This is a genomic window from Pseudomonas putida, from assembly GCF_001941965.1.
Lineage (GTDB): Bacteria > Pseudomonadota > Gammaproteobacteria > Pseudomonadales > Pseudomonadaceae > Aquipseudomonas > Aquipseudomonas putida_L.
In genome coordinates this window covers 327,160-340,888 of sequence record NZ_MKZO01000036.1, presented here as the reverse complement: position 1 = coordinate 340,888, position 13,729 = coordinate 327,160, and the positions used below count along the sequence as shown (strand labels likewise).

The window sequence follows — 13,729 nt, the reverse complement described above, 5'->3', positions numbered from 1 at the left end:
CCAGGAGTTTCCTTCATGTCCGTGCGTTCCCTCGCCCTCTTGTCCCTGTGCGTGTTGCTGGCTGCCTGCAGCAAGCTCAACCAGGAGAACTATTCCAAGCTCAAGACCGGTATGACCAAGGCGGAAGTCGAGGCGCTCCTGGGGAGCCCGACCGAATGTTCCGGCGCCCTTGGCGTGTCCAGCTGTACCTGGGGGGATGAGAAGACCTTTATCAGTGTCCAGTACGCAGGTGACAAAGTGTTGATGTACGCGGGGCAGGGCCTGAAATGATGCGTCGCGTTCTGCTGGCAGGCTGTGCCGCCCTGGCGCTGGCGGGTTGCGCCACGCCGGAGGTCGGGCCGCTGCCGCCGAAGACGGTGGATCACGTCGATTTCAAGCGTTACCAGGGCAAGTGGTACGAGCTGGCCCGGCTGCCGATGTTCTTCCAGCGTGATTGCGCGCAGTCCGAGGCGCATTACAACCTGCGGGCCGATGGCAGTGTCGGGGTGCTCAACCGTTGTCTGACCCTGGAGGGCAAATGGCAGGAGGCGAGCGGCAGTGCCACGCCGCAGGAGCCGGGCAAGACCGACAAGCTGTGGGTGCAGTTCGACAACTGGTTCATGAAGCTGCCGGGCGCGCCGAAGGGCAATTACTGGGTGTTGTATGTGAGCAGCGACTACCAGACGGCGCTGGTGGGGAATCCGGACCGCAAGTACCTGTGGTTGCTGTCGCGCACGCCGACCTTGCCGGCGGTGGAGCGGGAGAGCCTGCTGGCCAAGGCGCGGCAGCAGGGGTATGACACGACCCGCTTGGTGTGGCGGGTTTCGGACCGGGATATCGCGCGCAAGCCCTGAAGTTCAACCCAGCAATTCCTTCAGCACCCGGCCAAACGCCTCGGCGCTGTCCTCTTCAGCAGCATGCCGCCCCTGCTGCACCACCCAAACCCCGTTCACCATCACATCCCGAACCTGCCGATCCCCACCGGCAAACAGCCAGCGGTTCAGGATACTGTCGCCATCCGCCATGGCCAGGTACGGATCCCGCCCATCCAGCACGATCCAGTCCGCCCGCTTGCCGACCGCCAGTTCCCCCACCGGCTGCCCCAGCGCCTGGGCCCCGCCATCCAGCGCCGCATCGAACAGCGTCCGCCCAACCATCGGCTGACTAGCCCCATACAGCCGATTACGCCGCTGATCCCGCAGCCGCTGGCCGTATTCCAGCCAGCGCAGTTCTTCCACCACGCTCAACGACACATGACTGTCCGAGCCAATCCCCATGCGCCCACCCTGGGCGAGGAAATCCACCGCCGGGAAGATCCCGTCCCCGAGGTTCGCCTCGGTGGTCAGGCACAACCCGGCAATCGCCCGGCTCCGGGCCATCGCCGTCACTTCATCCGCTTCAGCATGGGTCGCATGCACCAGGCACCAGCGTTCATCCACCTCGACATTCTCGTACAGCCATTGCAAAGGCCGCCGGCCGCTCCAGGCCAGGCAGTCGTCGACTTCCTTCTGCTGCTCGGCGATATGGATATGCACCGGACAGGCCTTGTCGCTGGCGGCCAGGACGGTGGCGATCTGCTCCGGCGTCACCGCGCGCAGCGAGTGGAAACACAGCCCCAGGGCCTGCGCCGGTTGCGCGGCCAGCAGCGGTTTCAGGCGTGATTGCAGATCCAGATACTGTTCGGTGCTGTTGATAAAGCGCCGCTGCCCGTCATTCGGTGCCTGCCCGCCAAAGCCGGAATGGGTATAGAGCACCGGCAGCAAGGTCAGGCCGATGCCACTGTGTGCCGCCGCCGCACTGATCCGCCGCGACAGCTCCACCGGGTCGGCATACGCCTGGCCCTGGGTGTCGTGGTGCACGTAATGGAATTCGGCGACCGAGGTGTAGCCCGCCTTGAGCATCTCGATATACAGCTGGCGGGCGATGACTTCGAGCTGCTCCGGGCTGATCTTGCCCACCAGCCGGTACATCAGCTCGCGCCAGGTCCAGAAGCTGTCGTTCGGGTTGCCCGCCACTTCCGCCAGCCCGGCCATGGCCCGCTGGAAAGCGTGGGAGTGCAGGTTGGGCATGCCCGGCAGCAGCGGGCCGGCGAGCTTTTGCGCGCCGTCCGACGAAGCGCCGGCCTGAATCGACGTCAATACGCCGTCCGCGCCGACCTCGATGCGGACCTGTTCCGCCCAGCCGCTGGGCAACAAAGCACGTTCGGCAAAGTACACGGACATCGACACGGCACCTCGTTCTGGTTATTTGTATATACATATACAGACGTTTGCCTGCCCGGTAAACTCCGGCAAGCTACCGTTCATTCAATAGAACAAGGACTTTTCCAGTGCCGAAACCTCCTGTCTCCACGCTGGTTGCCCAGATGGGCGAGGGGCCGGCGCCGCTGTATGCCCGGGTCAAGCAGATGATCGTCCAGCAGATCGAGAGCGGCACCTGGCCGCCGCACCACCGGGTGCCCTCGGAAAGCGAACTGGTCGCCGAACTGGGCTTCAGCCGCATGACCATCAACCGTGCCCTGCGCGAACTCACCGCCGAAGGGCTGCTGGTGCGCATGCAGGGCGTCGGTACCTTCGTGGCGGAACCCAAGACTCATTCCGCGCTGTTCGACGTGCATAACATCGCCGACGAAATCTCCGCCCGCGGCCACCAGCACAGCTGCAAGGTGGTGACCCTGGCTGAGGAGGCCGCCGGCTCCGAGCGTGCTCTGGCCCTGGACATGCGCGAGGGCGGGCGGGTGTTTCATTCGCTGATCGTGCACTACGAGAACGGTATCCCGGTGCAGATCGAGGACCGCTACGTCAACGCGCAGATCGCCCCGGACTACCTCAAGCAGGACTTCACCCGGCAGACGCCCTATGCCTATCTGTCCCAGGTCGCGCCGCTGACCGAGGGCGAGCATGTGGTCGAGGCGATCCTCGCCGATGCCTATGAATGCAGCCTGTTGCAGATCGAACACAGCGAGCCGTGCCTGCTGATCCGCCGGCGCACCTGGTCGGGCCGTCAGCCGGTCACCGCCGCACGCCTGATCCACCCCGGTTCCCGCCATCGCCTCGAAGGACGCTTCAGCAAATGACCGAGTTGACCCTGTTACGCGCCACCGATTACCCGCGCATGCCGTGGAAGAACGGCGGCGGTAGCACCGAAGAGATCACCCGCGACGCCGGCCAGGGTCTGGACGGTTTCGGCTGGCGCCTGTCGATCGCCGATATCGCTGAGTCGGGCGACTTCTCCAGCTTCGCCGGCTACCAGCGGATCATCAGCGTGCTGCAGGGCGACGGCATGGTGCTGGAGGTCGATGGCGAAGCCAGCCGCGTGCTGCTGCCGTTCGATGCTTATGTCTTCAGCGGCGAAAGCCAGGTCAGTTGCCGCCTGCTGGGCGGGGCGATCCGTGATTTCAACCTGATCTATGCACCGCAGCGCTACCGCGCACGGTTGCAGTGGTTCAGCGGTTACAGCCGGGTCTTCACCTCCGCCAGCACCGTTCTGTTTTTTAGCGCCCAGGCTTCGCTACAGATCGGTATCAGCGGCGAGCCCGAGCAAAACCTCGGCCTGTACGACTGCCTCTACCTCAAGGACAACACGCAATTGCGCGCGCTGGATATCACCGGTCGCTGTTGCCTGATCGAGCTGATCGCTGTTTCCGAGTAACGCACCGCCTGCGCACATTTTGTTACCGAATGCCCCAAGGTGGCGCAATGCCGCCTTGGTCCTCGCACCACCCTCCCGCTTTTTCCCACGCCCCCTGCAAGATTTCCCGGCCTTGTTCCACAAGGGCTGTAGCCCTGTGCGGAGTTTTTTCATGAAGCGTTTCCCGGGATTGGCAATTCAATTGCATATGCTTGTATGTACAAGTAAAGATGTGTGCGTATGAGTGGATAGGCCGTCCCCTCAGCGCTGTTCGCAAACCGGTTTTCACCGCTGGCCCACTGCCTGGGTTGGGATTGGATAGATCGCTCGAGGAGCCCTTTTCGTGACTGACAACAACCTGAACAAATTCCGTGATGTCGAAATCCGCGCCCCGCGCGGCACCAAGCTGACCGCCAAGAGCTGGCTGACCGAAGCGCCGCTGCGGATGCTGATGAACAACCTCGACCCGGAAGTGGCGGAGAACCCGAAGGAACTGGTGGTGTACGGCGGTATCGGCCGTGCGGCGCGCAACTGGGCTTGCTACGACAAGATCGTCGAGAGCCTGACCCACCTGAATGACGACGAGACCCTGCTGGTGCAGTCCGGCAAGCCGGTCGGCGTGTTCAAGACCCACGCCAACGCCCCCCGCGTCCTGATCGCCAACTCCAACCTGGTGCCGCACTGGGCCAACTGGGAACACTTCAACGAACTGGATGCCAAGGGCCTGGCCATGTACGGCCAGATGACCGCCGGCAGCTGGATCTATATCGGTAGCCAGGGCATCGTCCAGGGCACCTACGAAACCTTCGTCGAGGCTGGCCGCCAGCACTACAACGGCGACCTCAAGGGCAAATGGGTGCTGACCGCCGGCCTCGGCGGCATGGGCGGCGCCCAGCCACTGGCCGCGACCCTGGCCGGCGCTTGCTCGCTGAACATCGAATGCCAGCAGAGCCGCATCGACTTCCGCCTGGCCAGCCGCTACGTCGACGAGCAAGCCAAGGACCTCGACGACGCCCTGGCGCGCATTGCCCGGTACACCGCCGAAGGCAAGGCCATTTCCATCGCCCTGCTGGGCAACGCTGCGGAAATCCTCCCGGAACTGATCAAGCGCGGCGTACGCCCGGACATGGTCACCGACCAGACCAGCGCCCACGACCCGCTCAACGGCTACCTGCCGGCCGGCTGGACCTGGGAGCAATACCGCGACCGCGCCAAGACCGAGCCAGCTGCCGTGGTGAAAGCCGCCAAGCAATCCATGGCCGTGCACGTCCAGGCCATGCTCGATTTCCAGAAGCAGGGCATCCCGACCTTCGACTACGGCAACAACATCCGCCAGATGGCCAAGGAAGAGGGCGTCGCCAATGCCTTCGACTTCCCCGGCTTCGTCCCGGCCTATATCCGTCCGCTGTTCTGCCGCGGCATCGGCCCGTTCCGCTGGGCCGCGCTGTCCGGCAATGCCGAGGACATCTACAAGACCGACGCCAAGGTCAAGGAACTGATCCCCGACGACGCCCACCTGCACAACTGGCTGGACATGGCCCGCGAGCGCATCAGCTTCCAGGGCCTGCCGGCGCGGATCTGCTGGGTTGGCCTGGGCCAGCGCGCCAAGCTGGGCCTGGCGTTCAACGAAATGGTCCGTCGCGGCGAGCTGTCTGCGCCTATCGTTATCGGTCGCGACCACCTGGACTCCGGCTCGGTGTCCAGCCCGAACCGTGAAACGGAAGCGATGAAGGACGGTTCCGATGCCGTGTCCGACTGGCCGCTGCTCAACGCCCTGCTGAACACCGCCAGCGGTGCCACCTGGGTTTCGCTGCACCACGGTGGTGGCGTGGGCATGGGCTTCTCCCAGCACTCGGGCATGGTCATCGTCTGCGACGGGACCGATGAAGCGGCCGAGCGTATCGCCCGCGTGCTGACCAACGACCCGGGTACCGGTGTGATGCGTCACGCCGATGCCGGTTATGACATTGCTATCGAGTGTGCCAAAGAGCAGGGCCTGAACCTGCCGATGATTACCGGCTGATCCGCAGGGCGGGGGCCGTCGAACCCGGCCCCTGCCAACGCGGCGTTTCATGGAAGGGACGACCGGAAGGCCTCTGAACTGCCGATATCCACTTTCCTGTTTGGGAGCGTCATGCAATGAAAACCAACAAGACCCTGCTTGCGTCGCTGTGTGCCCTTGGCCTGTTGAGCCTGTCCGGAACGAGCCAGGCCGCCGGCTGGTGCGAATCCGGCAAACCGGTGAAGTTCGCCGGGCTGAACTGGGAAAGCGGCATGCTGCTGACCGACGTCATGCAATTCGTCCTGAAGAATGGCTACGGCTGCGAGACCGACAGCCTGCCGGGCAACTCCATCACCATGGAAAACGCCCTGGGCACCAATGACATCCAGGTCTTCGCCGAAGAGTGGGTGGGCCGCAGCGAGGTGTGGAAGAAGGCCGAGGCGGCCGGCAAGGTGGTCGGCGTCGGTGCCCCGGTGGTGGGCGCGATCGAAGGCTGGTACGTGCCGCGCTACGTGATCGAAGGCGATGCCAAGCGCAAGCTGGAAGCAAAAGCGCCGAACCTCAAGGCCATTGCCGATCTCGGTCAGTACTCGGCGGTGTTCAAGGACCCGGAAGAGCCGTCCAAGGGCCGCTTCTACAACTGCCCGGCCGGCTGGACCTGCGAGCTGGACAACAGCGAGATGCTCAAGGACTACGGCCTGGAAGGCAGCTACACCAACTTCCGCCCGGGCACCGGCCCGGCCCTGGACGCTGCGGTGCTGTCGAGCTACAAGCGCGGCGAGCCGATCCTCTTCTATTACTGGACCCCGACCCCGCTGATGGGCCAGGTCGACCTGGTCAAGCTGGAAGAAAAACCCGGCGTCGACAAGAGCGTGAGCATCAAGGTCGGCCTGTCCAAGGCCTTCCACGAAGGTGCCCCGGAACTGGTCGCGGTGCTGGAAAAGGTCAACCTGCCCATCGACCTGCTCAACCAGAACCTCGCCCGCATGACCAAGGAACGCATCGAGTCGCCGAAACTGGCGAAAGCCTTCCTCAAGGAACATCCTGAAATCTGGCATGCATGGGTCAGCGAAGACGCCGCGAAGAAAATCGACGCCGCGCTCTGACGTTCCCCTTTTCACCTGATGAGTGAGTCCTATGTTCCCCGAAAAACTTACCTTCTCCATCGCCGACTGGGTCAACGGCTGGGTCGATGCGCTGGTGACCAACTACGGTGATGTGTTCCGGCAGATCTCCGACACCCTGCTCTGGGCCATCGTCAACCTCGAAGGCCTGCTGCGGGCCACGCCCTGGTGGCTGATGCTGGCGATCGTCGCCGGTATCGCCTGGCATGCCACCCGTCGCGTGCTGCCGACCCTGGTGATCGTCGGCCTGCTGTTCCTGGTAGGGGCCGTGGGGCTGTGGGACAAACTCATGCAGACCCTGGCGTTGATGCTGGTGGCGACGCTGATCTCGGTACTGATTGGCATCCCCCTGGGGATCCTGTCCGCGCGCAGCAACCGTCTGCGTTCGATCCTCATGCCGCTGCTCGACATCATGCAGACCATGCCCAGCTTCGTGTACCTGATCCCGGTGCTGATGCTGTTCGGCCTGGGCAAGGTGCCGGCGATCTTCGCCACGGTGATCTACGCCGCGCCGCCGCTGATCCGCCTCACCGACCTGGGCATCCGCCAGGTCGACGGCGAGGTCATGGAAGCGATCAACGCCTTCGGCGCCAACCGCTGGCAGCAACTGTTCGGCGTGCAGTTGCCGCTGGCCCTGCCGAGCATCATGGCCGGGATCAACCAGACCACCATGATGGCCCTGTCGATGGTGGTGATCGCCTCGATGATCGGCGCCCGTGGCCTGGGCGAGGACGTGCTGGTGGGCATCCAGACCCTGAACGTCGGCCGCGGCCTGGAAGCCGGGCTGGCAATCGTGATTCTCGCGGTGGTGATCGACCGCATTACCCAGGCCTACGGCCGGGCGCGGCATGAGGTGAGCAAATGAGTACGGCGGCGATGAACAAGATCGAAGTGAAGAACGTGTTCAAGATCTTCGGCCAGCGGCACGAAGAAGCGCTGCAACTGATCCGCGACGCCCAGAGCAAGGAGCAGGTGCTGGCGAAGACCGGCTGCGTGGTCGGGGTCAACGACCTGTCGCTGTCCATTGGCGCCGGCGAGATCTTCGTGATCATGGGCCTGTCCGGCTCCGGCAAATCGACCCTGGTGCGCCACTTCAACCGCCTGATCGACCCCACCAGCGGGGCGATCCTGGTGGATGGCGAGGACATCCTGCAGTACGACATGGAAGCCCTGCGCCAATTCCGCCGGCGCAAGATCAGCATGGTGTTCCAGAGCTTCGGCCTGCTGCCGCACAAGACCGTGCTGGAGAACGTCGCCTACGGCCTCAAGGTGCGTGGCGAGAGCAAGCAGCTGTGCGCCGAGCGCGCCCAGCACTGGATCACCACCGTGGGCCTGAAAGGCTACGAGAAGTCCTACCCGCATCAACTGTCCGGCGGCATGCGCCAGCGCGTCGGCCTGGCCCGGGCCCTGGCGGCGGATACCGACATCATCCTGATGGACGAAGCCTTCAGCGCCCTCGACCCGCTGATCCGCGCCGAGATGCAGGACCAGTTGCTGGAACTGCAGAAGACCCTGAACAAGACCATCGTCTTCATTACCCATGACCTCGATGAAGCCGTGCGCATCGGCAACCGCATCGCGATCCTCAAGGACGGCCGCCTGATCCAGGTCGGCACGCCGCGGGAGATCCTCCATTCGCCGGCCGACGAGTACGTCGACCGCTTCGTCCAGCGCCGCGCCGCCACCGTATGAGGGCCGTCATGCAGCAACCCGAGAATGTCGTGATCGCCGACGCCCCGCTGCGCTGGCAGGACATCGTCGCCGTGGCCCGCCACGGTGCGCGCCTGACCCTGGCCGACAGCGCCTGGGCGCGGATCGAGAATGCCCAGGCCATCGTCCGCCGTATCGTCGACAGTGGCGAGCGGGCCTATGGCGTCAACACCGGCCTCGGCGCCTTGTGCAACGTGGCCCTGGAAGGCGAGCAACTGAGCCGGCTGTCGAGCAACACCCTGCTCAGCCACGCCTGCGGCGTCGGGCCGGTGCTGGCCGACGAGCAGACCCGGGCGATCATCTGCGCCGCCATCGTCAACTACAGCCACGGCAAGTCAGGGATCCAGCGGCCGGTGGTGGAAATGCTCCTGGCCTTGCTGGAACGCGGGATCACCCCGCAGGTGCCGTCCCAGGGCTCGGTGGGTTACCTGACCCACATGGCCCATGTCGGCATCTGCCTGCTGGGCGTGGGCAAGGTCAGTTATCGCGGGCGGATCGTCGAGGCCGCCGAAGCGCTGGCCGAGGAAGGCCTGACGCCGGCGGTACTGGGGGCGAAGGACGGCCTGTGCCTGGTCAACGGCACGCCGTGCATGACCGGCCTGAGCTGCCTGGCTTTGGCTGACGCCACCCACCTGCTGCACTGGGCCGATATCGTCTCGGCCATGAGTTTCGAGGCGTTGCGCGGGCAGATCGCTGCGTTCGATGCCGAGATCATCGCCCTCAAGCCGCACCCGGGCATGCAGCAGGTCGGCGCCAACCTGCGCGCCCTGCTCGACGGCAGCGAAGTGATCGCCAGCAGCAAGGGCATCCGCACCCAGGACGCCCTGAGCATCCGTTCCATTCCCCAGGTTCACGGCGCGGCGCGGGACCAGCTGGCCCACGCGACGCAACAGATCGAGACCGAACTCAACTCGGCCACCGACAACCCGCTGCTGCTGGGCACCCCGGACAACTTCCGGGTGATGTCCCAGGCCAACCCCCACGGCCAGTCCGTGGCCATGGCCGCCGACCTGCTGGCGATCGCCGTGGCCGAGACCGGCTCGATTGCCGAGCGCCGCCTGGATCGCCTGGTCAACCCGCATGTCAGCGGGCTGCCGGCGTTCCTGGTCAGCGAGCCGGGGGTCAACTCCGGAATGATGATCGTCCAGTACGTCGCCGCCTCGCTGTGCGCCGAAAACCGCCAGCTGGCGCAGCCGGCGGTTGTGGATAACTTCGTTACCTCGGGCCTGCAGGAAGACCACCTGAGCCTCGGCACCAGTGCCGCGCTCAAGCTGCACAAGGCCCTGGAAAACTGCACGCAGATCCTCGCCATCGAGTATTTGCTGGCGGCCCAGGCCTTCGAATTTCTCAAGGAGCAGCGCTTTGGCGCCGGCACCCAACGCGCCTGGCAGTTGCTGCGCGAACAGGTCCCGGCCTACCAGCAGGACCGCTGGCTGGCGCCGGACATCGCCCGCGCGGCCGCATTGCTCAAACAGCCGCAGGGCCCGCAGTCCGTGCTGCCGACCCTGCTCTGACCTCATACAAGGAGCCTGAACATGCAAGTCTTCAACCTGATTCCCGGCCAGGTCAGCCTCGCCGAACTGCGCGGCATCTATAACACCCCGGCACGCCTGAGCCTGGTGGCCAGCGCCGCGGCGCAGATCGATGCCAGCGTTGCCTGCGTCGAGCAGATCCTCGCCGAGGACCGCACCGCCTACGGCATCAACACCGGTTTCGGCCTGCTGGCCTCGACCCGCATCGCCAGCCACGACCTGGAAAACCTCCAGCGCTCGCTGGTGCTGTCCCATGCCGCCGGGATCGGCGCGCCGCTGGACGACGCCATGGTGCGGTTGATCATGGTCCTGAAGATCAACAGCCTGAGCCGGGGTTTCTCCGGGATCCGCCGGGTGGTGATCGATGCGCTGATCGCCCTGGTCAATGCCGAGGTCTACCCGCATATCCCGCTGAAAGGCTCGGTCGGGGCGTCCGGCGACCTGGCGCCGCTGGCGCATATGTCGCTGGTGCTGCTCGGTGAAGGCAAGGCCCGGCACAAGGGTGAGTGGCTGTCGGCGGTGGATGCGCTGGCTGTTGCCGGCCTGAAGCCGCTGACCCTGGCGGCCAAGGAAGGGCTGGCGCTGCTCAACGGCACCCAGGCCTCGACCGCCTATGCCCTGCGCGGGCTGTTCGAAGCCGAGGACCTGTTCGCTGCCGCCATCGCCTGTGGTGGCCTGACCGTCGAAGCCGTGCTGGGCTCGCGTTCGCCGTTCGATGCGCGCGTTCATGCCGCCCGCGGCCAGCGCGGGCAGATCGATGCTGCAGCCTGCTACCGCGACCTGCTCACCGACGGCACCGAGGTGTCCGCCTCCCACGAACATTGCGGCAAGGTCCAGGACCCGTACTCCCTGCGCTGCCAGCCGCAGGTCATGGGCGCCTGCCTGACCCAGCTGCGCCAGGCCGCCGAAGTGCTGGCCATCGAGGCCAACGCCGTCTCCGACAACCCGCTGGTGTTCGCCGAGCAGGGCGATGTGATCTCCGGAGGCAACTTCCACGCCGAGCCGGTGGCCATGGCCGCCGACAACATGGCCCTGGCCATTGCCGAGATCGGCTCGCTGAGCGAACGGCGCATCTCGCTGATGATGGACAAGCACATGTCCCAGCTGCCGCCGTTCCTGGTGGAAAACGGCGGGGTCAACTCCGGCTTCATGATCGCCCAGGTCACTGCCGCGGCCCTGGCCAGCGAGAACAAGGCGCTGTCGCACCCGCACAGCGTCGACAGCCTGCCGACCTCGGCCAACCAGGAAGACCACGTGTCCATGGCCCCGGCGGCCGGCAAGCGCCTGTGGGAGATGGCCGAGAACACCCGTGGCGTCCTCGCCATCGAATGGCTCGGCGCCTGCCAGGGCCTGGACCTGCGTACCGGGCTGAAGAGCTCGGCCAAGCTGGAAGAGGCGCGCAAGATCCTGCGTGACCGCGTACCGCACTACGACAAGGACCGTTTCTTCGCTCCTGATATCGAGATCGCCGTGGAACTGCTGGCCGAAGGTCGCCTGACCGGCCTGCTGCCGGCCGGCGTGCTGCCGAGCCTGGGCTGAATGGAGGGAAAACGATGAAGACCCTCTGGCAGCACTGCCATGTGGCGAGCATGGCCAACGGCAGCTACTCGATCATCGAGGACGCGGCGATCGTCACGTCCAACGGGCATATCGACTGGATCGGGCCGCGTGGCTCGCTGCCGGACCTGGATATCGGCCAGCGGGTCGACCTCGGCGGCGCCTGGGTCACGCCGGGGCTGATCGACTGCCACACCCACACGGTGTTCGGCGGTAACCGCAGCGGCGAATTCGAACAGCGCCTGCAGGGCGTCAGCTACGCCGAAATCGCCGCCCAGGGCGGCGGTATCGCCAGCACCGTGCGCGCTACCCGCGCCGCCAGCGAGGACGAACTGTACGCCAGCGCGCTGCGCCGGGTACGGGCGCTGATGCGCGATGGGGTGACCACACTGGAGATCAAGTCCGGCTACGGGCTGGATCTGGAAAACGAACGCAAGATGCTCAAGGTCGCCCGCCGCCTTGGCGAGAGCCTGCCGCTGACCGTGCGCGCCACTTGTCTTGCGGCCCATGCGCTGCCGCCGGAGTGCAAGGACCGCAGCGACGACTACATCACCCATATCTGCGAGGTGATGCTCCCGGCTCTGGCCGCCGAGGGGCTGGTGGACGCGGTGGATGCATTCTGCGAGTACCTGGCGTTCTCGCCGGCGCAGGTCGAGCGGGTGTTCATCAAGGCACGGGAGCTGGGCCTGCCGGTCAAGCTGCATGCCGAGCAGTTGTCGTCCCTGGCCGGGTCGAGCCTGGCGGCGCGGTATCACGGGTTGTCTGCCGATCACCTGGAGTTCATGACCGAGGATGACTGCATCGCCATGGCCGCTGCCGGCACCGTCGCCGTGCTGCTGCCCGGTGCCTTCTATTACCTGCGGGAAACCCAGCTGCCGCCAATGGATGCCCTGCGCAAGCACGGGGTGAAGATCGCCATTGCCAGCGACCTCAACCCCGGCACCTCGCCGGCGCTGTCGTTGCGGCTGATGCTGAACATGGCCTGCACCCTGTTCCGCATGACCCCGGAAGAGGCGCTGGCGGGGGTGACCACCCATGCCGCCACGGCGCTGGGGCTGGGGCACAGCCATGGCTCGCTGGAAGCGGGCAAGGTCGCCGACTTCGTGGCCTGGGCTATCGAGCGCCCGGCCGACCTGGCGTACTGGCTCGGTGGTGAACTGGACAAGCGCGTGGTCCGCCACGGCGTCGAACTGACTGATTGAGGCATGACGATGGACAAGGTTCTGAGTTTTCACCAGGGCAGGCTGCCGCTGCTGGTCAGCATGCCGCACGCCGGTCTGAAGTTGACCCCGGCGGTGCGTGACGGACTGGTGCCGGCGGCCCGCAGCCTGCCGGATACCGACTGGCATATCCCCCGGCTCTACGACTTCGTCCGCGAGATGGGCGCCAGTGTGGTGGCGGCGGAGTATTCGCGCTTTGTCATCGACCTGAACCGGCCCGAGGATGACCAGCCGCTGTATGTCGGCGCGACTACCGGGTTGTTCCCGGCGACGCTGTTCGATGGCGAGCCGTTGTTCGAGGAAGGGAAGGTGCCGTCGGCGGCGGAGCGGGCAGGGTATCTGGAGGCGATCTGGCGGCCGTATCACGACACCCTGCGTAACGAACTGGCGCGGTTGAAGGCGGAGTTTGGTTATGCGCTGTTGTGGGATGCGCATTCGATCCGCTCCCATGTGCCGCATCTGTTCGACGGGAAACTGCCGGACTTCAACCTGGGGACGTTCAACGGGGCGAGTTGTGACCCCGAACTGGCCGAGCGGTTGAAGGCGGTGTGTGCCGGGGCGCCGGACTACACCCATGTGCTGAACGGGCGCTTCAAGGGCGGGCATATCACCCGGCATTACGGCGATCCGGCCGGGGATATCCATGCGGTGCAGCTGGAGCTGGCGCAGAGCACTTATATGGAAGAGGTGGAGCCGTTTGCCTATCGGGAGGATCTGGCGGGGCCGACGCAGGTGGTATTGCGGGGATTGCTCGAAGAGGTTCTGGCCTGGGCTCAGCGGCGATACGACTGACGCCATCGCTGGCAACGCCAGCTCCCACAGTGTCCGCGGCGCCGCCGAACCCTGTGGGAGCTGGCTTGCCAGCGATGAGGCCCCTGAGAGCAGCACATGGTTACCTGAAGAACACTTGACCCAACGGGGCATGCTCAAAGCGCATTTCGGGTTTATGATGCCCAACGGCAGAATAATTCCCAC

13 protein-coding genes are annotated in these 13,729 nt (G+C 65.3%); 12 read left to right on the top strand and 1 reads right to left on the bottom strand.

Going from position 1 to position 13,729, the window contains the following annotated elements:
* Nucleotides 1-15 precede the first annotated feature (15 nt).
* A complete protein-coding gene (gene bamE, locus PSEMO_RS21065) occupies nt 16-270 on the top strand; it encodes an outer membrane protein assembly factor BamE domain-containing protein (protein ID WP_075804898.1) in 255 nt (84 codons plus the stop codon).
* Nucleotides 270-833: a lipocalin family protein gene (locus PSEMO_RS21060; RefSeq protein WP_075804990.1), complete on the top strand. Its 564-nt coding sequence runs from the start codon at nt 270-272 to the stop codon at nt 831-833. Before bamE ends, PSEMO_RS21060 begins: the two co-directional genes overlap by 1 nt.
* A gap of 3 nt (nt 834-836) precedes the next feature.
* Here PSEMO_RS21060 and PSEMO_RS21055 read toward each other — a convergent pair whose 3' ends face one another.
* The gene (locus PSEMO_RS21055; protein ID WP_075804897.1) at nt 837-2,201 is read right to left on the bottom strand and encodes a formimidoylglutamate deiminase; all 1,365 of its coding nucleotides are present in this window, start codon (nt 2,199-2,201) and stop codon (nt 837-839) included.
* Between the two features lie 143 nt (nt 2,202-2,344).
* On the opposite strand from PSEMO_RS21055, the gene hutC reads away from it, so the two are divergent.
* From hutC to hutG, 10 genes are all read left to right on the top strand, one after another.
* On the top strand, nt 2,345-3,055 hold the full coding sequence (gene hutC / locus PSEMO_RS21050; RefSeq protein WP_178392032.1) for a histidine utilization repressor: 711 nt from the start codon (nt 2,345-2,347) through the stop codon (nt 3,053-3,055).
* Nucleotides 3,052-3,630, top strand: coding sequence for a HutD/Ves family protein (locus tag PSEMO_RS21045; protein WP_075804895.1), 579 nt, complete (start codon nt 3,052-3,054; stop codon nt 3,628-3,630). Before hutC ends, PSEMO_RS21045 begins: the two co-directional genes overlap by 4 nt.
* 322 nt (nt 3,631-3,952) lie before the next feature.
* A complete protein-coding gene (gene hutU / locus PSEMO_RS21040; protein ID WP_075804894.1) occupies nt 3,953-5,632 on the top strand; it encodes a urocanate hydratase in 1,680 nt (559 codons plus the stop codon).
* Nucleotides 5,633-5,748: 116 nt separating this feature from the next.
* Nucleotides 5,749-6,717: an ABC transporter substrate-binding protein gene (locus tag PSEMO_RS21035; RefSeq protein ID WP_075804893.1), complete on the top strand. Its 969-nt coding sequence runs from the start codon at nt 5,749-5,751 to the stop codon at nt 6,715-6,717.
* A gap of 31 nt (nt 6,718-6,748) precedes the next feature.
* The gene (locus tag PSEMO_RS21030) at nt 6,749-7,600 is read left to right on the top strand and encodes an ABC transporter permease (RefSeq protein WP_075804892.1); all 852 of its coding nucleotides are present in this window, start codon (nt 6,749-6,751) and stop codon (nt 7,598-7,600) included.
* Nucleotides 7,597-8,427 carry a quaternary amine ABC transporter ATP-binding protein gene (locus PSEMO_RS21025; protein ID WP_075804891.1) on the top strand — a complete coding sequence of 277 codons (831 nt, stop codon included), beginning with the start codon at nt 7,597-7,599 and terminating at the stop codon, nt 8,425-8,427. The genes PSEMO_RS21030 and PSEMO_RS21025 overlap by 4 nt, the downstream gene beginning before the upstream one ends.
* Before the next feature lie 8 nt (nt 8,428-8,435).
* Nucleotides 8,436-9,959 carry an HAL/PAL/TAL family ammonia-lyase gene (locus PSEMO_RS21020; protein WP_075804890.1) on the top strand — a complete coding sequence of 508 codons (1,524 nt, stop codon included), beginning with the start codon at nt 8,436-8,438 and terminating at the stop codon, nt 9,957-9,959.
* Between the two features lie 21 nt (nt 9,960-9,980).
* Nucleotides 9,981-11,516 carry a histidine ammonia-lyase gene (hutH, locus tag PSEMO_RS21015; protein ID WP_075804889.1) on the top strand — a complete coding sequence of 512 codons (1,536 nt, stop codon included), beginning with the start codon at nt 9,981-9,983 and terminating at the stop codon, nt 11,514-11,516.
* Nucleotides 11,517-11,530: 14 nt separating this feature from the next.
* Nucleotides 11,531-12,736 (top strand): imidazolonepropionase, encoded by a 1,206-nt coding sequence (hutI, locus tag PSEMO_RS21010; RefSeq protein ID WP_075804888.1) that lies wholly within the window; start codon nt 11,531-11,533, stop codon nt 12,734-12,736.
* 9 nt (nt 12,737-12,745) lie between these two features.
* Nucleotides 12,746-13,546, top strand: a complete 801-nt coding sequence (gene hutG / locus PSEMO_RS21005) for an N-formylglutamate deformylase (protein WP_075804887.1) — start codon at nt 12,746-12,748, stop codon at nt 13,544-13,546.
* Nucleotides 13,547-13,729 lie beyond the last annotated feature (183 nt).

Bases quoted from the DNA above. Each gene is read 5' to 3' on its own strand.
- bamE (WP_075804898.1), top strand. From the start codon at position 16: ATGTCCGTGCGTTCCCTCGCCCTCTTGTCCCTGTGCGTGTTGCTGGCT.
- PSEMO_RS21060 (WP_075804990.1), top strand. From the start codon at position 270: ATGCGTCGCGTTCTGCTGGCAGGCTGTGCCGCCCTGGCGCTGGCGGGT.
- PSEMO_RS21055 (WP_075804897.1), bottom strand. From the start codon at position 2,201: ATGTCCGTGTACTTTGCCGAACGTGCTTTGTTGCCCAGCGGCTGGGCG.
- hutC (WP_178392032.1), top strand. From the start codon at position 2,345: ATGGGCGAGGGGCCGGCGCCGCTGTATGCCCGGGTCAAGCAGATGATC.
- PSEMO_RS21045 (WP_075804895.1), top strand. From the start codon at position 3,052: ATGACCGAGTTGACCCTGTTACGCGCCACCGATTACCCGCGCATGCCG.
- PSEMO_RS21035 (WP_075804893.1), top strand. From the start codon at position 5,749: ATGAAAACCAACAAGACCCTGCTTGCGTCGCTGTGTGCCCTTGGCCTG.
- PSEMO_RS21030 (WP_075804892.1), top strand. From the start codon at position 6,749: ATGTTCCCCGAAAAACTTACCTTCTCCATCGCCGACTGGGTCAACGGC.
- PSEMO_RS21025 (WP_075804891.1), top strand. From the start codon at position 7,597: ATGAGTACGGCGGCGATGAACAAGATCGAAGTGAAGAACGTGTTCAAG.
- PSEMO_RS21020 (WP_075804890.1), top strand. From the start codon at position 8,436: ATGCAGCAACCCGAGAATGTCGTGATCGCCGACGCCCCGCTGCGCTGG.
- hutH (WP_075804889.1), top strand. From the start codon at position 9,981: ATGCAAGTCTTCAACCTGATTCCCGGCCAGGTCAGCCTCGCCGAACTG.
- hutI (WP_075804888.1), top strand. From the start codon at position 11,531: ATGAAGACCCTCTGGCAGCACTGCCATGTGGCGAGCATGGCCAACGGC.
- hutG (WP_075804887.1), top strand. From the start codon at position 12,746: ATGGACAAGGTTCTGAGTTTTCACCAGGGCAGGCTGCCGCTGCTGGTC.